The 19284-nt window shown below is 70.2% G+C and carries 18 protein-coding genes; 2 read left to right on the top strand and 16 right to left on the bottom strand.

The window, feature by feature from the left end; genetic code table 11:
* Positions 1-48: 48 nt before the first annotated feature.
* The 8 genes from ASD48_RS34015 to ASD48_RS33980 form a co-directional block, all read right to left on the bottom strand.
* Positions 49-504 carry a TIGR03086 family metal-binding protein gene (locus ASD48_RS34015; RefSeq protein WP_157880757.1) on the bottom strand — a complete coding sequence of 152 codons (456 nt, stop codon included), beginning with the start codon at positions 502-504 and terminating at the stop codon, positions 49-51.
* Between the two features lie 99 nt (positions 505-603).
* Positions 604-1077, bottom strand: coding sequence for a hypothetical protein (locus tag ASD48_RS34010; protein ID WP_199876099.1), 474 nt, complete (start codon positions 1075-1077; stop codon positions 604-606).
* Positions 1078-1279: 202 nt separating this feature from the next.
* Complete coding sequence (locus ASD48_RS34005; protein WP_057605722.1) at positions 1280-2017, bottom strand: NAD(P)-binding domain-containing protein; 738 nt, start codon at positions 2015-2017, stop codon at positions 1280-1282.
* Positions 2018-2118: 101 nt separating this feature from the next.
* Positions 2119-2712, bottom strand: a complete 594-nt coding sequence (locus ASD48_RS34000; RefSeq protein WP_057605721.1) for a TetR/AcrR family transcriptional regulator — start codon at positions 2710-2712, stop codon at positions 2119-2121.
* Between the two features lie 244 nt (positions 2713-2956).
* Positions 2957-3793, bottom strand: coding sequence for a helix-turn-helix transcriptional regulator (locus tag ASD48_RS33995; RefSeq protein WP_057605720.1), 837 nt, complete (start codon positions 3791-3793; stop codon positions 2957-2959).
* A 510-nt stretch (positions 3794-4303) separates the two neighbouring features.
* Positions 4304-5053 carry an SDR family NAD(P)-dependent oxidoreductase gene (locus ASD48_RS33990; protein ID WP_046917627.1) on the bottom strand — a complete coding sequence of 250 codons (750 nt, stop codon included), beginning with the start codon at positions 5051-5053 and terminating at the stop codon, positions 4304-4306.
* A 684-nt stretch (positions 5054-5737) separates the two neighbouring features.
* Positions 5738-7078 (bottom strand): class I SAM-dependent RNA methyltransferase, encoded by a 1341-nt coding sequence (locus tag ASD48_RS33985; protein WP_057605719.1) that lies wholly within the window; start codon positions 7076-7078, stop codon positions 5738-5740.
* Positions 7079-7216: 138 nt separating this feature from the next.
* Positions 7217-9310: an APC family permease gene (locus ASD48_RS33980; RefSeq protein ID WP_057605718.1), complete on the bottom strand. Its 2094-nt coding sequence runs from the start codon at positions 9308-9310 to the stop codon at positions 7217-7219.
* 413 nt (positions 9311-9723) lie between these two features.
* Here ASD48_RS33980 and ASD48_RS33975 point away from each other — a divergent pair, with 413 nt between their 5' ends.
* On the top strand, positions 9724-10392 hold the full coding sequence (locus ASD48_RS33975) for a TrkA family potassium uptake protein (RefSeq protein ID WP_057605717.1): 669 nt from the start codon (positions 9724-9726) through the stop codon (positions 10390-10392).
* Positions 10392-11069: a TrkA family potassium uptake protein gene (locus ASD48_RS33970; protein ID WP_020125145.1), complete on the top strand. Its 678-nt coding sequence runs from the start codon at positions 10392-10394 to the stop codon at positions 11067-11069. Before ASD48_RS33975 ends, ASD48_RS33970 begins: the two co-directional genes overlap by 1 nt.
* Positions 11070-11295: 226 nt before the next feature.
* Here ASD48_RS33970 and ASD48_RS33965 read toward each other — a convergent pair whose 3' ends face one another.
* From ASD48_RS33965 to ASD48_RS33930, 8 genes are all read right to left on the bottom strand, one after another.
* Positions 11296-12060 (bottom strand): DUF3159 domain-containing protein, encoded by a 765-nt coding sequence (locus ASD48_RS33965; protein WP_057605716.1) that lies wholly within the window; start codon positions 12058-12060, stop codon positions 11296-11298.
* A gap of 3 nt (positions 12061-12063) precedes the next feature.
* A complete protein-coding gene (locus ASD48_RS33960) occupies positions 12064-12462 on the bottom strand; it encodes an OB-fold nucleic acid binding domain-containing protein (RefSeq protein ID WP_054243622.1) in 399 nt (132 codons plus the stop codon).
* Positions 12463-12519: 57 nt separating this feature from the next.
* Entirely contained in the window at positions 12520-13236 is a 717-nt protein-coding gene (locus ASD48_RS33955; protein WP_057605715.1) for a response regulator, read from the bottom strand.
* A complete protein-coding gene (locus ASD48_RS33950) occupies positions 13230-15788 on the bottom strand; it encodes a sensor histidine kinase KdpD (RefSeq protein ID WP_057605714.1) in 2559 nt (852 codons plus the stop codon). The genes ASD48_RS33955 and ASD48_RS33950 overlap by 7 nt, the downstream gene beginning before the upstream one ends.
* 183 nt (positions 15789-15971) lie before the next feature.
* On the bottom strand, positions 15972-17150 hold the full coding sequence (locus ASD48_RS33945) for an alginate lyase family protein (protein WP_057605713.1): 1179 nt from the start codon (positions 17148-17150) through the stop codon (positions 15972-15974).
* Between the two features lie 197 nt (positions 17151-17347).
* Positions 17348-18112, bottom strand: a complete 765-nt coding sequence (locus tag ASD48_RS33940; protein ID WP_057605712.1) for a DUF3710 domain-containing protein — start codon at positions 18110-18112, stop codon at positions 17348-17350.
* Between the two features lies 1 nt (position 18113).
* The gene (gene dut, locus ASD48_RS33935; RefSeq protein ID WP_054243626.1) at positions 18114-18665 is read right to left on the bottom strand and encodes a dUTP diphosphatase; all 552 of its coding nucleotides are present in this window, start codon (positions 18663-18665) and stop codon (positions 18114-18116) included.
* Complete coding sequence (locus ASD48_RS33930; RefSeq protein WP_057605711.1) at positions 18662-19246, bottom strand: PaaI family thioesterase; 585 nt, start codon at positions 19244-19246, stop codon at positions 18662-18664. Before ASD48_RS33930 ends, dut begins: the two co-directional genes overlap by 4 nt.
* Positions 19247-19284 lie beyond the last annotated feature (38 nt).

Raw genomic sequence — 19284 nt, 5'->3', positions numbered from 1 at the left:
TGATGACCTACAACAGCGAAGATTGATCCATTGCGGAAGCTTCAGCTCTCACAGTTGCGGTGAGACTGGCCGTCCGAGAAACGCGGCAAGCCGATCGATGGCAGGAGCGGTCTTCTCGACGGGCTGGGGCTCGGCCATTCGTCCCGTTCGGGACTGGGTGGAGAGTTGGACCTGAGCGAACGCCAGGCTCTGCTCGGAAACATCTGCGGGCAGCCGGGCAGGGATGCCGGTGGCCTGGGCGAGGTCCCATCCGTGAGCGAGCAGATCGTACAGGCGGATCTGCAAGCGCTCGGCGCCCGTGGCCCTACCCAAGGGGCCGCGATAACTCCGCTCGAGTACCCCCGGACGGGAGAAGGCGGCCTGCAGCAGAGCACTCGAGGACCGGTAAGCTCCGACCGCGTCGTCACCGAGGCGGTCTGCCCCGCGTTCGGGCATCGGGCCACCCTCGATCATGGCTGCGACCGCCAGGTCCATGCCGACCAGGTGGTCGACCACCTCACGCACATTCCATTCCATTCCGTGCACGGCGTCGGCGCCTTCCACTGCGCGGCGCGGATCTCGGCGATCAGGTCACCGACGGCTTCACATGCGCGTGCAAGATTTTCAAAATCGCGCCGCGTCGGCCGTCGCCAGTGCGTCCGGCAGCTCCTGACGGGTGAGATCCGTGCAGTAAGCGGGGGTGCCGGGCTGTTGCCGCCACGATTGTGCGAGCGGCCCCGCGTCGAGGGCGTCGAACCCGGTGTCCTCAACGAGTGCCATGGCCAGGTCACGCTCTCGCGGACTGTCGGCCGCGACGGGCAGCGCGATGCGGTCCGCGCTTCCCGCCGGCTTGTTCCTGTGCGCGAACGACTCGGCTCCGATCGAGTTCCACGCCTTGACGATGGGCCGGCCCAGCTGCTCGGCAGCCCACACACTCTCGGCCTGGCCGGCCTCGATCGCCGCGATCCCGCTGTCTCGGTGCGGGTAGTAGTTCGACGTGTCGATGACCACCGTGTCAGTCGGCACCGTGGCGATCAGTGGTGCGACTTGCGGAATGCGGGCGAAGGGAATGGAGAGGATCACGGCGTCGACGTCCACTACGGCTTCCGACGAAACGGAACCCCGGTGTCTGTGACCGGGGTTCTCGGGGCTGCGGGCCGGCCGCGGACGCGGTGGTGCGGGTGAGTAATGGCGGCCTTGCCGAAGTGAGCCCCGTTCTTCGTGTTCGTCGTGTGTGTTCGCGGCGTGCCGGCGTTGCCGCTCTCGTGTCGTTGCGTGGACGAGAGCGGCGCCGGGTGTCTCAGCGGTGGGCGGCGCGGTTCATCTCGACGACGTCGTCGACGGTGGGGTTGGCGCCGAGGGCGGCGATGCGTTCCGGGAGGCTGTCGCGGATGGCGGCGTCCTTGGTGCGGTCGGCTGCGGCCAGGGCCGCGGGCAGCTCGTCGAGGGTCAGTTCGGTGCAGTAGGCGGGACTGTTGGGCTGCTGGCGCCAGGAGTCGGCCAGGGTGCCGACGTCGTAGGGGTCGAAGCCGGTGTCGTCCACGAGCTGCATGGCCACGCGCCGCGCCTCCTCGTTGTCACCGGCGACGGGGATGGCGAGGCGGCCGGGTGCTCCGGCCGGAACACCCTTGGCCCGCTGGGTCTCTGCCAGGGCGGCGTTCCATGCCTTGACCACGGGGCGGCCCAGCTGCTCGGCGGTGTACACGCTCTCCACCTGGCCGTTGTCGACCGCCTCGATCGGCTCGCTGAGCATGCCGGGGTAGTAGTTCGCGGTGTCGATGACCACCGTCTCGTCGGGCACCGACGCGAACAGGTCCGCCAGCTGGCCCGCCACCCCGAACGGGATCGACAGGACGATGACATCCCGGCCCTGGACGGCGTCGGCGAGGTCCACCGCGCGAGCCCCGGACTCCAGCACCTCCGCCCGGACGGCCTCGGGGCCGCGGGCATCGGCCACCTGGACGTCATGACCAGCCGTGCTGAGCTTGACAGCGAGGTTGCCGCCGATGGCACCGGCGCCTATGACAGTAATTTTCATGATTTGTCCCTTGAGAGGTTGTGCCGCCCCTGAGGGCAGCGCGAGGTGATGGCCGTGCGGTGGTGCCGCCTGGCGTTGCGGGGGGCGGGGCGCCTGGCGGTCTACGCCTGGGGGTCCCGCTGGCGGTAGCCGCTCGCGATGAGGGTGCGGAGCCGGTCGAGCGACTCCTCCTCGGTACCGGTGCCCTTGATCCAGGCCACGGAGCAGGCCGCGAGGAACAGGTCGTGCCCCCGCACCGAGGCACGCACGTGTCCCGCGCGCTGCGCTGCTCGCACGTACTGGTCGGTGGCGGTGATGAGGATGTCGCAGGGAATCGTGAGCGGGCTGTCCGGCTCCTGTGCGCGGGCCGCGGCCATGAGCGGTTCCGGCAGGCCGCTGTAGGCGCTGAAGTACTCCTCCATCGCCCGCAGCCACTGATCCAGCGCCTCGGCGGGGTCGCCGAGTTGCTCGATGCCTGTCTGGCGGGCCACGAGTTCCTCGGAGCGGGTCTGTAGCACGGCCGCGAGCAGCGCCTCCCGGGTGGGAAAGTGCCGGTACAGAGTGCCGGGCCCCACGCCCGCCTCCTTGGCCACCGACTCCAGGGAGGTGCCGACCCCGTGCCGCAGGAAGTGCCGCTGCGCGGTCTCCAGGAGGGCCGCGCGGTTGCGCTGGACGTCCGCGCGCGGCTTGCGGCCCCGCTGTTCACCGGCACTCATGCGCCCTCCTGCCTGCCGTGGTCCTGCGGACGCATCAAAACGGATGCTGCCTCCGTATGCATTCAAGACTAAAACGGAGGCGGCATCCGGTCAAACCGGCGGCCCGACCACGGGAGCCCGGAAGTGCAGGGGCCGACATATCTGGCCGCAGAGCGCAGGGCAGAAGCCGTGCCGGCTGCACCATTCCAGGGTGCCCTTGTCCGGCCCCTGCAGCACGAACCGGCCCGGTCCCCGGTCCGGGACGTCAGGGGGTGAGCTGCTGGCGTCCGATGACGGAGAGCAGTTCGAGTTTGCTGTGGCTCTCCGTGCCGGGGCGGGTGGTCAGCACCACCAGAGTCTGGGCGCGGTTCTCGGTGTACAGGAGCTGGACGTCGACGTCGATGCGGCCGAGTTCGGGATGGAGGAGGGTCTTGCAGTCGCCGTAGCGGGCGACCTCCTGCAATTCCCACATGCGGACGAACTCGGGGCTGTGTTCCTGGAGTTCGGCGAGGATCCGGGCGGCTCGGGGGGTGTCGCTGCCGGCTGTCAGCGCGGCCCGCAGGCGTGCCGCCTGGGCACGGCCGTGGCTTTCGTGGGTCTCCTCGGGATACACCAGGCGCTCGGCCGGGTCCATGAACCAGCGGTAGTAGCCACTGCTGGCCAGACCGGTGTGACGGGTCTGGTCGCCGAGCAGCGCGACGGCCAAGGGGTTCATCGCGAGGGTGTCGACCAGGTCGGTGGTTACCAGGGCCGGGGTATCGTCCAGGCGGTCCAGGACCCGCATCAGTGTCGGGCTGACGTGGTCGGAGCGGTGGAAACGGGCCGGGGCGTTGTGGCCGATGAGGACGAAGAGATGATCGCGTTCATCCAGGGTCAGCCGCAGCGCCCGGGCGAGCGCCGCGGTGATCTGTACGGAGGGCTGCGGAGCACGCTGCTGTTCCAGCCGGGCGTAGTAGTCGGTGGACATGCCGGCGAGCTGCGCGACCTCCTCGCGGCGCAGCCCCTGCGTACGCCTGCGCGGCCCCTCGACCAGCCCGACGTCGCGGGGCCGTAGCGTCTCGCGCCGGTGGCGCAGGAATGCCGCCAGTTCTCTCTTGTCCATGCCCTCATCCTCGTGGCATCCCGCCCGGCTATCCAGAGACCGCCGATCCATGGCTGAGCACTCCCTTCCCGCCTGCGCAAGCCCACTCGGTCGGCCGACGTCGAGGCACTCGCAGCGAGAAGTCTCGATGGTCACCGGACGGGCATGACCCGCTGGGCAATGCGCCGCCCCTTGGCAGTGCGCCGCAGGCCGCCGGTACGGAAGACGGCCTGCGGCGACGGTCCCCCGTCAAGGACGCCCGCTTGGGACCGGTCCCGGGCCTCGTCGCCCGGCCCGGCCGGCCCGACGATGTTCACCGTGCCGGCCGGGCGCTCGCGTGCCCGTCGGCCCTCAGGACGCAGCCGGCCCCCTCTCGTGCGACGACCGGGGCGAAGCCGAAGACGCTTCCTTACCGTTCCGCATCCTCGGTGAGGACCACCCCGAAGCGGGTCCCGCTCGCGTTCGTCCCTCATGTGGCCCCACAGGACCCGCCCGCGTGCTGCTGGTTCCGCGTCGGTCACTACAGGTCGGTCAGCTACCGGTCATCATGGCGAGGACGTCGTCGTAGGAGCCGGTGGCCACCGCGTCGCGGATGAACCTTGCGGGCTCGACGACCAGCTCCTTCGCGTCGGGCTTCTCACGCAGCAGATCGAGGACCTCGGTGAGGAAGTCGTCCAACGGCATGGACTGCTCGCTGTCCTGCTGGCCCATCAGGGTCGTGCGCACGCCCGCCGGGACCACCTCTATCACCTGGACACCGGCGTCAGCACTGGCGAGCTGGATACGCAGGCTCTCGGAGAAGGAGTGCAGCGCGGCCTTGGTCGCGCTGTAGGTCGGCGTGATCGGGAACGGTACGAACGCCAGCGCGGAGGTGACATTCATGACGACCGCGTCGTCCTTGCCCACCAGCAGCGGCAGGAAGGCGTACGTCATCCGGATCGTGCCGAGCAGATTGGTCGCGACGTGATCCTCGGCGACCTGGAGTCCTGCCGGGTCAAGGACGCTCTCCAGCAGCTGAATGCCGGCGTTGTTGACCAGGACGTTCAACCCCGGGTGGCTCGCCGCCACGGCCTCACGGGCCCGGGCAATCGAGTCAGGGTCCGCGACATCGAGGACGACCGCGTCGATACCCGGGTGCTCGGCCGTGATCTCGTCAAGGAGTTCCTTGCGCCGGCCGGCGACAATCACCTTGTTGCCAGCCTCGTGCAGACGCACCGCCAGGCCGAGACCGATGCCAGAGGTGCCGCCGGTGATCAGGATCGTGTTGCCAGTCATCTTCATGGAGGTCTTGCTCCTTCGGTACGGCGGGCCGGTGACCACCCGCAGCCTCGACCGTAAGAGCGCCCGCACAGGGGCGGGAGAGGAAGGTTTGTCCATGGATCGGCAGTCTCTGCCTCGTGAAGAGAACGCCGGCCGTCGGGCCGGGTCCTGCGCAGAAACTGGACGGGGGCCGCTGGCCGAGCAGTCGCGAAGGCGCATCGCGTCGGCGAAACGCTCGGCTACGAGGGCGTCGTCCAGGAGCTCATCGCGCGCTCACGCAGCGACTTCGCGCAGCCGAGCCTGCTCGTCCTCGAGACCGCCTGGTTGATCGACCGGCACGGCGCCAAGGTGGCGACGGCGGGCGCGGCGACTTTTACGGCTGCTATCTCAGCACGCGCTACCGACCCGCGCCTGGCGTCCAACTCCTGAGCCCGCGTGCAGTCTGAGTTTGATCATTGACCTCGCTGCTGTTTCAGGCGCACGAGCCTCGTGACGCCCCATCAGAAGCAGCGTCGAACGAGCGTCAAGACCCTCCCCCACCGCCCCCTCACGAAGCTGGGGCAGAGTGTTCATCGCCCGCACCCCGCTCTTCGAAGCAGCAGGTGAGGCATGTGGCGCGAGCCTGCGACGCACTCCACGCGATGGACTGAGGGAAACAGGTCGGGCACACCTCGACGCACCTGAGCAGTCCAAGTAAATCGCAGGTCAGGGCGCCTTTGAAGCCGGTTCGAGAATCGCCACGCACTCCACGTGGTGCGTCATCGGGAACAGATCGAACGCCCGGAGCATCCGCACCTTGTAGCCGCCGTCGCGGAAGTACGCCAGGTCGCGTGCCAGGGCCGCCGGGTCGCAGGCCACGTACGCGATCTTCCGGGCGCCGAGGGAGGCCAGGTGTTCGACCGTCTTCTTGCCCGCGCCCGCGCGCGGCGGGTCGAGGACGATCAGGTCGACCTCGGTGATCCCGGTGCGCGGCAGCACCGCCTCGACCTTGCCCTGTTCGATCCGTACCCGCTCGAACCCGGCGAGGTTGTGCCGGGCGTCCTCCACGGCGCGCTTGCCGGACTCGATGCCGAGCACGGCGCCCTTGTCGCCGAGGCGGTCGGCGAGGGCGCCCGCGAAGAGGCCGACGCCGCAGTACAGGTCGAGCGCCATGTCGCCCTTGCGCGGCAGCAGGCCCTGCATGACCGCCTTGACGAGGGTGTCGGCCGCCTGCGGATGGACCTGCCAGAAGCCGCCGCTGCCGACGCGGTACGTCCGGCCGTCGGCCCGCTCGCGCACGAAGGCCCGGCCGTGGACGCGGTGGATGCCGCCGTCGTGCTCCTCGACGCGCATGACGGAGACGGGCCGGTCCAGCTCGACGAGGGGAAGGCGGGCGCCCGGGCGGGGCTCGAGGATGACCATGCGGTCCTGGGAGCCGGTCGCGGCGATCGCGTCGACGGAGGCCATGCCCGACCAGTCGCGGTCCTCGATGCCCAGCTCGCTGACGCCCGGCGCCGCGATCATGCAGTGCTCGATCGGCTCGACCTCGTGCGAGCGGTGGCGCCGCAGGCCGGCGTTGCCGTCGGCGTCGACCGCGTACTGGACGCGGGTGCGCCAGGCGGGCACCTCGCCGGCCGGCAGTTTGTCGCCCTCGGCCGGCATCACGGTGCCGTCCCAGCCGGCCTCCTCGGGCGTGAGGCCCGCGAGCCGCTGCAGCTGCTCGGCGATCACCTCGCCCTTGAGGCGGCGCTGGGCGCCCGGCTTGGCGTGCTGCCAGTCGCAGCCGCCGCAGCGGCCGGGTCCGGCGTACGGGCAGGGTGCCTCGACGCGGTCCTTGGACGCCTCCAGCACCTGTACCGCGTCCGCGCGCAGGTACCGGGCCCCTTCCTCGCCCTCGGTCACCCGGGCCACGACCCGCTCGCCGGGGAGCGTGTGCCGGACGAACAGCACCTGGCCGGCGTCCGTCCGGGCGATGCAGTGGCCGCCATGGGCGACGGGGCCGATCTCGACCTCGTATTCCTGCCCCACGAGCGACACCGCCTGCGACTTCTTCGGTTCTGCCTGCATGGCGGGGTGACTCCACAACGTCGAACGAGGAACGGCCGGACAACAGCCCACCAGTCTACGTGGCTGTCGTCCGGCCGTTCACCACGCGCCGGGGCGGGGGTCAGGGGCCGAGGGGCGACGGGCCGCCCGGCGTGCGGGTCACTTCTTCGGGTCCGGCTTCGAGGGGCCCGCGGCGCTGCCGGAACCGGTGCCCGTCGGCTCCTTCGGGTGACCCTGCTGCGCGGGACCGCGTCGCACCGAACCCGGGGCGTTCCACTCCTGGCGCCTGCGGGCCCGCTTCTTCGCCACCTCGGACGACTGGAGCTGGTACGGGACGGACGTGACCATGACGCCCGGCGTGAACAGCAGCCTGCCCTTGAGCCGCAGGGCGCTCTGGTTGTGCAGCAGGTGCTCGTACCAGTGGCCGACCACGTACTCCGGGATGATCACCGACACCGCGTCGCGCGGCGACTCCTGGCGCAGGCTCTTGACGTACTCGATGACCGGCCGCGTGACCTCGCGGTAGGGCGAGTCGAGGACCTTCAGGGGTACGTCGATCCCGCGCCGCTCCCACTCGTCGCGCAGCGTCCTCGTCTCGGCCGGGTCGACGTTCACGGTGAGCGCCTCGAGGGTGTCGGAGCGCATCAGCTTGGCGTAGGCGAGGGCGCGCAGCGTCGGGCGGTGGATCTTGGAGATCAGCAGCACCGAGTGGACGCGCGAGGGCCGGACGGTGTCGTCGCTGGGGCCCTCGGGAGCGGCGATCTCCGCGGAGACGCCGTCGTAGTGGCGGCGGATCGCGCTCATCGTCCCGTAGAAGATCACCATGCCGAGCAGGGCGACCCAGGCGCCGTGGGTGAACTTGGTGACCAGGACGACGATCAGGACCAGTCCGGTGAAGAAGGCGCCGAAGGTGTTGATCGCCCGGGAGCGGATCATGTGCCGGCGCTTGAGCTGGTCGGTCTCGGTGGCCAGGAGGCGGTTCCAGTGCCGGACCATGCCGATCTGGCTGAGCGTGAACGACACGAACACGCCGACGATGTACAGCTGGATCAGCCGCGTGGAGTCGGCCCCGTAGATGATGACCAGCAGCGTGGCCGCGCCGGCGAGCAGCACGATGCCGTTGGAGAAGGCGAGGCGGTCGCCGCGGGTGTGCAGCTGGCGGGGCAGGTAGCGGTCCTGGGCCAGGATCGAGCCGAGCACCGGGAAGCCGTTGTAGGCGGTGTTCGCCGCGAGGAACAGCACCAGGGCGGTGGCCGCGGCGAGGACGATGAAGAGGAAGCTGTCCTTGCCGAAGACGGCCTCGGCGACCTGGGTGATCACCGGGTTCTGGACGTAGTCGGCGCCGACCGCGACCCCGTTGTGCAGCAGGTCGACGGCCGGGTTCTCGGCCATCCGGACCTTGGTGAACAGGGCCAGCACGATGATGCCGCAGAACATGGTGACGGCCAGCAGGCCCATCGCCGCGAGCGTGCTCGCCGCGTTCTTCGACTTGGGCTTGCGGAAGGCGGGGACGCCGTTGGAGATCGCCTCCACGCCGGTGAGCGCCGCACAGCCGGAGGAGAAGGCGCGCAGCAGCAGGAAGACCAGGGCGAACCCGGCCAGGCCCTGGTGCTCGGCCTTGATCGTGTACTCGGCCGTCGGGGCCCGCATGGTGTCGTCGAGCACCAGCCCTCGGAAGGCGCCCCAGGCGATCATGATGAAGACGCCCGCGACGAAGACGTAGGTCGGGATCGCGAAGAGCTTCCCGGACTCCTTGACGCCGCGCAGGTTCATCAGCGTCAGCAGCACGATCACGGCGACCGCGCAGGCCACCTTGTGCTCGACCACGAACGGGATCGCGGAGCCGAGGTTCTCGATGCCGGAGGCGATGGAGACCGCGACGGTCAGGACGTAGTCGACGAGCAGCGCGCTCGCGACGGTCAGGCCGGCCTTGGGGCCGAGGTTGGTGGTGGCCACCTCGTAGTCGCCGCCGCCACTGGGGTAGGCGTGGACGTTCTGCCGGTAGGAGGCGACCACCGTGAACATCAGCACGACGACCGCGAGGGCGATCCAGGGACTGAAGTGGTAGGCCGACACGCCCGCGATGGACAGGACCAGCAGCACCTCCCCGGGCGCGTAGGCCACGGAGGACAGCGGGTCGGAAGCGAAGACGGGCAGGGCGATGCGCTTCGGCAGGAGCGTTTCTCCGAGCCGATCACTGCGCAGTGCGCGCCCGATCAGAATCCGTTTGGGCACGTCGGTCAGTTTGGACACAACAGAGGATCGTAGGCCTTCGAACACGGGACCGCCCACCCTCCCCCGGCCTCAGCCGGGTGATGGCGTGCCGCGTCTGCCTCCCGGGTGAATTCGGCCATGCCCGTGCTGCGGATTCCGCGACCGCACCGATCCCCATGTCTATATGACAATCCCCGCCCGCTGCCGCCCCCTTGGAGGGTCCATGCACACGACCGCGGAGATCATCGGCGCCGTCGGCACCCTCGTCGGCCTCGGAATCCTTACCTTCCTCAGTCTCTGGAGCATCAGCCGCCGCTGATCGCGTAAAGCGTGCACGGGGGTGCCCTGCGCCGACCGCACGTGTGTAGCTTGGGCGACGGTCTGAGACCCTGTTCAAAGCCAAGCCAGAATTTTTATTGACTTCTTGACTTCTTGACCTCGGAAGGACGGTCGTGCACATCGTCATCATGGGCTGCGGCAGGGTGGGTTCCGCCCTCGCGCAGACCCTGGAGCAACAGGGGCACACGGTCGCCGTGATCGACCAGGACCCCACCGCCTTCCGACGACTGGGCTCCGGTTTCGGTGGCCGGCGGGTCACCGGAGTCGGCTTCGACCAGGACACCCTGCGCGAGGCGGGCATCGAGGAGGCCGGCGCCTTCGCCGCCGTGTCCAGCGGCGACAACTCCAACATCATCGCCGCCCGGGTGGCCCGTGAGATGTTCGGCATCGAGAACGTCGCCGCGCGTATCTACGACCCCCGGCGCGCCGAGGTCTACCAGCGCCTCGGTATCCCCACCGTCGCCACCGTCCGCTGGACGGCGGACCAGATGCTGCGCCGGCTGCTTCCCTCGGGGGCCGAGCCTCTGTGGCGCGACCCCACCGGAGGCGTCGAACTCGCCGAGGTGCACGCCGCCGCGTCCTGGGTCGGCCACAAGATCAGCAAGCTTCAGGAGGAGACGGGCGTCCGCGTCGCGTTCCTCACCCGCCTCGGCGAGGCGATCCTGCCCACCTCCCAGACGGTGCTCCAGGAGGGCGACCTGGTGCACGTGATGCTGCGCAGCGACGAGGTCGAGAAGGTCGAGGCCTCGTTCGCCGAGGGCCCCAAGGAGGACGGTCACTGATGAGGGTCGCCATTGCCGGAGCCGGCGCCGTCGGCCGCTCGATCGCGGGCGAGCTGCTGGAGAACGGCCACGAGGTCCTGCTCGTGGACAAGGCGCCGACCGCCATCTCGGTCGAGCGCGTCCCGCAGGCGGAGTGGCTGCTGGCCGACGCCTGCGAGATCACCTCCCTCGACGAGGCGGCCCTCCAGCGTTGCAACGTCGTGATCGCCGCGACCGGCGACGACAAGGTCAACCTGGTCGTGTCGTTGCTGGCCAAGACGGAGTACGGCGTCCCGCGCGTCGTCGCCCGGGTGAACAACCCGAAGAACGAGTGGCTGTTCAACGAGTCCTGGGGCGTGGACGTGGCCGTCTCCACCCCGCGTCTGATGTCGGCCCTGGTCGAGGAGGCGGTGAGCGTCGGCGACCTGGTCCGGCTGCTCCGCTTCAGCCACGGCGACGCCAACCTCGTCGAGCTGACCCTCCCCGAGGAGTCGGCCCTGGCCGGCACCCAGGTCGGCGACGTGGAGTGGCCGGAGGACACCTCGCTGGTCACCATCATCCGCGGCACCCGGGTCCTGACCCCGACCCGCGAGGACTCCCTCGAGCCGGGCGACGAACTGCTCTTCGTTGCCGCCCAGGCCAGGGAGGAGCAGCTGGAGGACCTCCTGTCGGTCCGCAAGGAGGACACCGGCAGCTGACCTTCGGTCCGAGACACACATGTGAGGGGGCGCCCGGAGATCTCCGGGCGCCCCCTCACATGTGTGTCTCTCAGCCCGTCCGGCGTTTCGGGACGGGCCCCAACAAGTCCTCACCACCCCGTACGAGTCCTTGTCAGCCCGTCCGGCGTTTGAGGACGAGGCCCGTTCAGGGCCGAAGGGGGTCTGGGGGCGCAGCCCCCAGGGACGGTCACCCCGACACCGGGAGCTAACCCTCCCGACGGTGCCGCCCACCAGCCTCCGACGCCTCCGACGCCCCCGCGGCAGCGGCCGCGGCCTTCTCCTCCGCCTCCATCTCCGCGAACACATCGATCGGCGCGGGCGCCTTCGCGAGGAAGACCCACGTCAGCCAGACGGCGAGCAGGAACGGCGGGATCTTCAGCGCGATCAGCACCCAGCCCAGCTGCGCGGTGTCGGCCCACCAGTACAGCGGGAACAGGATCGCGCACTTGGCGAGCAGGATCAGCCCCCACGCCCAGCTGGCCTTGGCGTACGCCTTCTTGCGGCCGGGGTTACGGGTCCGCCAGGAGAGGTTCTCCTTGAAGACCGGGCCCAGGATCAGGCCGATCAGCGGTACCCCGCACAGCGTCGTGATGATGTAGGCGAGGGCCAGGCCGAGCGTGTAGAGCATGCCCGGCAGATAGAAGTCCTTGGCGTTGCCGGTCATCATCGCGAAGACGACACCGAACGCCACGCCGAAGACCCCGCTGAAGGCGTGCTTGACCGTGTCCTTCAACGCCAGGCGGACCACGACCAGGATCAGCGACACCGCGAGCGCGGCGATCGCGGACATGTGCAGATCCTTGTTGATCGTGAAGATCGTGACGAAGAGCAGGCCGGGCACGACCGTCTCGACCATGCCCCGCACCCCGCCGAACGCCTCGAAGAGCGCGGCCTCGGTCACCGCCCGGGCGTCGGCCGCGGTCGTGTCGTCCGCGGTCGTGTCTTCGGTCGGCTTGTCGAGCGACGTCACCGGCTACTCCCTACCCAGGGGTCTCAGTTCGTACTTGGGGTTGAACAGCACCCGGCGGCCCCGGCTCATGGAGACCCGCCCCGATGCGATGAGTCTGCGCCCCGGCTCTATGCCCACTATGGAGCGCCTGCCCAGCCACACCACGTCCAGTGCCGCGGTGCCGTCGAACAGTTCGGCCTCCAGGGCCGGGACTCCGGCGCGTGGCCGCAGAGTGACCGTGCGCAAGGTACCAGTAACCGTGACGATCTGGCGGTCCTGGCAGTCTCCGATCCGCGTACATCCGGCCGTCTCGGTGTCCTCCCGCAGCTCCTCGGACTCCAGGTCCTCCTGCGAGGAGGAGAGCCGGTCGAGCATGCGCCGGAACCGGCCCACCGGCTTTTCGGAACGAGGGACAGCACTCATGTCTGAAGGGTACCGGGGCACACCCGCCGAGCCGTAGCCGCCGCCCCACCCCTCGCACTAGCGCTCGAACCGGTACCCCATCCCGGGTTCCGTGACGAAGTGCCTGGGATGCGAGGGATCCGCCTCCAGCTTGCGTCTCAGCTGCGCCATGTACACCCGGAGGTAGTTGGTCTCCGTCCCGTACGACGGCCCCCACACCTCCTGGAGCAGCTGCTTCTGGCTGACCAGCCGGCCGGTGTTGCGCACCAGCACCTCCAGCAGATGCCACTCCGTGGGGGTCAGCCGTACGTCCTTCCCGGCCCGGTTGACCTTCTTCGCGGCCAGGTCGACGGTGAACCCGTCGGTCTCCACCAGGACCTCGTCCTCACCGCCCCCGGCGGGTTCCGCCCTGCGCACCGCGGCGCGCAACCGGGCCAGCAGCTCGTCCATGCCGAACGGCTTGGTGACGTAGTCGTCGGCACCCGCGTCCAGCGCCTCGACCTTCTCGTCCGAGGAGTGCCGGGCGGACAGCACCAGGATCGGCACCCTGGTCCAGCCGCGCAGTCCCTTGATCACCTCGACGCCGTCCATGTCCGGCAGCCCCAGGTCGAGGACGATCACGTCCGGGTGGCGGGCGGCCGCGAGCCGCAGGGCGGTGGCGCCGTCGTGGGCAGCGTCGACCTCGTACCTGCGGGCCTTGAGGTTGATCACGAGGGCCCGCACGATCTGCGGCTCGTCGTCGATCACGAGCACTCTCGTGGGGGCCTGGGGCGTCCCCTCGGCCGGGCTCAGCATGAGGCGTGCCTTTCGGGTTGTGCGGGTTGCGCGGCTTGCGGCTCGATGCGCTGCCCCGCCGCGCGGACGGTGAGGACCATCGTGAGGCCGCCGCCGGGGGTGTCCTCGGCGTTGAGGGTGCCGCCCATGGCCTCGGCGAAGCCACGCGCCACCGCGAGACCCAGCCCCACCCCGGCCCCGCGCGGAGCGTCACCGTAGCGCTGGAAGGGGGCGAATATCCGCTCCTTGGCCTCATCGGGAACGCCCGGCCCGCGGTCCACGACCCGCACCTCGACCCGGTCGGACATCGCGCTCGCCGAGACCAGCACGGGCTCGCCGCCCGGACTGTACTTGACCGCGTTCTCCACGAGGTTGGCGACCGACCGCTCCAGCAGTCCGGCGTCCACGGCGACCATGGGCAGCGACTCCGGGATGTCCAGCTCCACGCTCGCCGACGGGTCGGGCACTCCGCCGAGCGCCATCGGCACCACCTCGTCCAGGTCGATCTCCCGGATGATCGGCGTGACCGTACCCGTCTGGAGGCGGGACATGTCCAGCAGGTTGCCCACCAGGTGGTCGAGGCGGTCCGCGCCCTCCTCGATGCCCTCCAGCAGCTCCGCCTGGTCCTCCTCGGACCAGGCCACGTCGTCGGATCTGAGGCTCGACACGGCCGCCTTGATCCCGGCCAGCGGGGTCCGCAGGTCGTGGCTCACGGCCGCCAGCAGGGCCGTGCGGATGCGGTTGCCCTCGGCCAGCGCGCGGGCCCGGTCGGCCTCCTCCTGGAGCCGCCGCCGGTCCAGTACGACGACCGCCTGCGCGGCGAAGGCGGCCAGCACCCGCCGGTCCTCCGCGGGCAGCAGGCGCCCGGTGAGCGCCAGCGCCAGGTGGTCGCCGACCGGCACCTCCACGTCCGCGTCCTCGGGCCGCTCGACCGGTCGCCCGAACCCGACGTGACCCGCGCGGGTCCACGGCGCGCTGTCGTCCACCCGCTCCAGCAGGGCCGCCGACTCCATCCCGAAGGTCTCGCGCACCCGTTCCAGCAGCGCTTCCAGGCTGGTCTCGCCCCGCAGGACGTTGCCGGCCAGGTAGGACAGGATCTCCGACTCGGCCCGCAGCCGGGCCGCCTGGTGCGTACGCCGGGCCGCCAGGTCCACCACCGAGGCCACCGACACCCCCACCCCGACGAAGATCACGATGGCGACGATGTTCTTCGGGTCGGCGACCGTCCACCGGTGCAGGGGCGGTGTATAGAAGTAGTTCAGCAGCAGCGAGCCCACCGCCGCGGAGGCCAGCGCAGGCAGCAGCCCGCCGAGCAGCGCCGCCGCCACCGTCACGGCCAGGAAGAGCAGCATGTCGTTGGCGAGGCCGAGATGGACGGTGTTCAGCAGCAGCGCCAGCAGCGCCGGGCCCACCACACCGACCAGCCAGCCCCAGATGATCCGGGCCCGCCCGAGCCGGGCGCCCCGGGCCACCGGCAGTCCGCGTCCCTTGGCGACCTCGTCGTGGGTGACGATGTGCACGTCGAGGTCGGACCCCGACTCCCGGGCGACCGTCGCGCCGACCCCGGGCCCGAAGACGTACTGCCAGGCCTTGCGGCGCGAGGAGCCGAGCACGATCTGCGTCGCGTTGACCCCGCGGGCGAAGTCGAGCAGCGCGGCCGGGATGTCGTCGCCGACCACGTGGTGGAAGGTGCCGCCCAGGTCCTCCACGAGGGTGCGCTGGACCGCCAGTTCCTTGGGGGAGGCGGAGGTCAGCCCGTCGCTGCGCGCGATGTACACGGCCAGCACCTCGCCGCCGGCGCCCTTCTCCGCCAGCCGCGCCGCCCGCCGGATCAGGGTGCGTCCCTCCGGGCCGCCGGTCAGCCCGACCACGATCCGCTCGCGCGAACCCCAGATCGCCGACACCCGGTGCTCACTGCGGTACTGCTTCAGGTACTCGTCGACCCGGTCGGCCACCCACAGCAGGGCGATCTCCCGCAGGGCGGTGAGGTTTCCGGGCCGGAAGTAGTTGGACAGGGCCGCGTCGACCTTGTCCGGCTTGTAGATGTTGCCGTGGGCCATCCGCCGCCGCAGCGCCTGCGGTGACATGTCCACCAGCTCGATCTGGTCGGCGCGCCGGACGAACTCGTCGGGCACCGTCTCCTGCTGCCGCACTCCCGTGATCGACTCCACGACGTCGCCGAGAGACTCCAGGTGCTGGATGTTCACGGTCGAGACCACGTCGACACCGGCGGCGAGCAGTTCCTGCACGTCCTGCCAGCGCTTGGCGTTGCGCGAGCCCGGGACGTTGGTGTGCGCGAGTTCGTCCACCAGGGCGACCCGCGGGGCGCGGGCGAGGACCGCGTCCACGTCCATCTCGGTGAAGGTGCCGCCGCGGTGGTCCAGTTCCCTGCGCGGGACCTGTTCGAGGCCGTGGAGCATCACCTCGGTGCGCTGGCGCCCGTGGTGCTCGACGAACGCCACCACGCAGTCCGTGCCGCGTTCCACCCGGCGGTGCGCCTCGGACAGCATCGCGTACGTCTTGCCCACGCCCGGTGCCGCACCGAGGTAGATCCGAAGCTTTCCGCGTGCCATGGCCTCATTGTCTTCCTGTGACTCCTGCGTACGCAGCGTCGACCTTACGGCCAACGGTTCCGACATAAGGGACGAGCTGAAGGGTGAGGGACGCCTTTGACGCAACCCTGACGCGGCGAGACGACCACCGGCGCCCCTCACCCCTTCATCGGACGAGCCCCCCGGATCGGTTCACGCACCGGGTCACGCGGGATTGTCCCCGTGGGTGAGGGTCTCCCAGGCGACGAACAGGTTGTTGCTGCCGGCCGGGCGGTTCCGCAGGGTCAGCGTCTGGGTGTTGGTCATCGCGATGCCCAGACGGTTGTGCAGCGCGTTGTAACCGACTTCGGTCACCGGGCCGAGCGCCTGGTTCAGCGAGCCGCCGCACAGCCAGCTCGGGACGGCCGCGCCGAGCTCGTACTTGGCCTGGAAGCCGAGGGCCTGCCGCAGCCGCTCGCCGACGTCGGTGCCGTACAGGTCCTGCCCCTGGATCCGGCTGGTCTCGGCGACGTGCGAGATCGCGGAGATGCCGTACCCGGTGTGGGTGAGGTCGCGGCAGGTCTCCTGGGTCAGGCCGGTGACGAAGGTGCCCTGCCCCTGCCAGTAGGCGACGACCTTGTCCCGGGTGTTCAGGTTCTGGCTCGGCACGGTCTTCGGCAGCTCGCCGTCGGAGGCCAGGTAGACGTAGGCCGCCGTGCGGGTGCGGAACTTCGCCATGGCCTTGTCGTAGGAGGTCCTGTCCTCGAGGAAGACGGAGATGCCGATCGCCGCCTCCGTCATGGACAGCTCCCAGTTCCCGTTGGAGTTGGAACCGTTGATGACCTCGGGCAGGTAGACGTCCCGCAGCATGGTCGCGAAGCGGCCGGAGTTGGCCCAGCCGCCGCTGTACGTGTACTTGATGATCTCGGCGGCCCTCGGCCAGGACGAGCCGGCCCAGCCGGTCTGGAGGGGCGCGTTGCTGTTCGTATGGTCCTTGACGACGGCCGACCAGGCGTCCATCAGCTCGATGGCCTTCTTCGCGTACCGCTCGTCCCGCGTGACGTACCAGGCGAGGGCGTCGGTGTACGCCGCGAGGGCGTCCTCCCGCTCGTCCGTGCAGCCGTAGTTCGGGTTGGAGTAGGACCCGCACTCGACCACGGCGCGGGGCTTGGGGGTGCGGCTCAGACTGGCGTACTTGCCGGCCAGAAGCTGGTCGAAGGCGCCCTTCCAGGGCTGGGCCGCGGAGTCGACCTTGCCGCGGACGAAGTCCAGTTGCGCCCGGGAGACGGTGACCCCGGGGTGGGCGAAGGTGGCGGGGGCGGCTTGGGCCCGGGGGACGTTCGGGGACGCGAGAGCGCCCAGGACCAGGGCGGTGACGGTCACAAGGAATGCGGTTCGACGCACAGCAGCTCCGTTCTCGTTCTTGTATGTGAACACAGAGCGCCCTTATGAACTCAGGCGTTGAGCGGAGACCGTAGGTCCAGACCAATACCCCGTCAAGGGTTCACACACGAGGAGCACGCAAGACGCTCACACGACAAAGGGCCGCACCCCGTGCGGGGGTGCGGCCCTTTCAGCCGTCGCGGTCGGCCGTCGGTGGACTAGCGGACCTCGGTGATCTCCGGTCCGCGCTGGAGCTGGCCCATGCCGCCGGAGAAGCGGGAGCCCTCGTCCTGCTGCTGGACACCCTCGGGGACCATCTGCGCGTCGTTCGGCAGCTTGAGGACGATCGGGTCGCGGGGCGCCATCGGGCCCTCACCGCGGACCACGACGGTGTCCCGGAAGATCTGCTCGAGCAGACCGGCCGCCTGCGGCTGCACCGCGCCCTGACCCGAGATCACCCCGCGCAGGAACCAGCGGGGACCGTCCACACCGACGAACCGCACGACGTGGAAGCCACCCGTGCCGTCCGGCAGCTGCACCGGCACCTGGGCCCGCAGCTCCCAGCCCAGCGGGCCTTCGACCTCGTCGACGATGCCACCCTGCTGAGTGATGCCGGAGCCGATCTCCTCGCGCACCTCGCCCCAGATGCCCTCACGCTTGGGAGCGGCGAAGGCCTGGAGCTGGATGGCGCTGTCACGCAGGACGACGGTCGCCGCGACGATCGCGTCACCGGCGACCTCGACCCGCAGCTCCATGCCGTCGACCCCGGGCACGAAGATCCCGCCGAGGTCCACACGGCCCTCGGCCGGGTCGCGCACCTCCGAGTCGTCCCAGGGCCCGTCGGGCCGCGGCTCGGGCTCGAGCCGCACCCGCTCGCGCTCGCCCTCTACCTCGTCCGCCTCAGCGTCGACACTGTCGACGACCTGCTCGGCCTCGCCGGCCGCGTCCTCGGCGGCACCCTTCTTCTTGCGACGTCCGAACACGTCACTGTCCTTCCCGGTCGGATACGACCGAAGCGTATCGATTCCCACCCGTCGCGCCGCCCTCGGCGGCCGAGGCGCTTGTACCGCTTTCACCGCCCACGGCGGCATGCCCGCCGGTGGACCCGAAGCCCCCTGCGGCCCGCGCCGATTCGGGAAGCTCCGCCACCTCCTGGAAGCGGACCCTCTCGACCTGCTGGACGACCAGTTGGGCAATCCGGTCGAAGCGCTCGAACCGCACGGACTCGCGCGGGTCGAGATTCACCACGATCACCTTGATCTCCCCACGGTACCCGGCATCAACCGTCCCCGGGGCATTCACGAGGGCTACTCCGCACCGGGCGGCCAGCCCCGAGCGCGGGTGCACGAAGGCCGCGTACCCCTCGGGCAGGGCGATGGACACCCCCGTGGGCAGCACGGCCCGCTCCCCCGGAGCGAGTTCATGGCTGCGTGTGGTGCGCAGATCGGCCCCGGCGTCACCCGGGTGCTCGTACGTCGGAAGCGGTACGTCGGGGTCGACGCGCCGGATCAGGACGTTCAGGGGGTCGCGGCTCACGGGTTCACCTCGAAGGCGCGGGTGCGCCTGATCTGGTCCGGGTCGCTCATGGCGGCCTGGATCTCGGCCTCACGGCCGTGGCTCACGAAGTGCTCGACCGCGACCTCGACGAAGAGTGCGTCGGCACGGACGGCGAGCGGCCCGTCGGGGCCGCCGATCCGCCCGGTGGCACTCGAGTAGATCTTGCGCCGGGCGACCGCCGTCACCTCGGCCTCCAGGTAGAGCGTGGTACCGACGGGCACGGGGCGCACGAAGTCGGTCTCCAGCCGTCCGGTCACGGCGATCGTCCGCAGGAGCCAGTTCAGTGAGCCGAGCGTCTCGTCGAGGGCGGTGGCCAGGATCCCGCCGTGTGCGAGGCCGGGCGCGCCCTGGTGCGCGGGCTGCACGGTGAACTCGGCGGTGACGGTCACGCCCTCGCCGGCCCGCGCCTCCAGATGCAGTCCGTGCGTCTGCTCGCCGCCACATCCGAAACAGTGTTCGTAGTGGGCACCGAGAAGCTCACCGGGAACGGGAGCGTCGGGGTGCCGAACGGGTTTCACGGCATCGGCCGGAGGCTCAAGAGCTGCGGAAGTACCACTCACAGCCGCAGACCTTACCCGCGCGTCCGCCATATCAGGAC

Source organism: Streptomyces sp. Root1310, from assembly GCF_001426425.1.
In the GTDB taxonomy this organism is placed as follows: Bacteria; Actinomycetota; Actinomycetes; order Streptomycetales; family Streptomycetaceae; genus Streptomyces.
The sequence above is the reverse complement of the archived record's forward strand: the minus strand, read 5'-3'. Positions and strand labels throughout refer to the sequence as shown.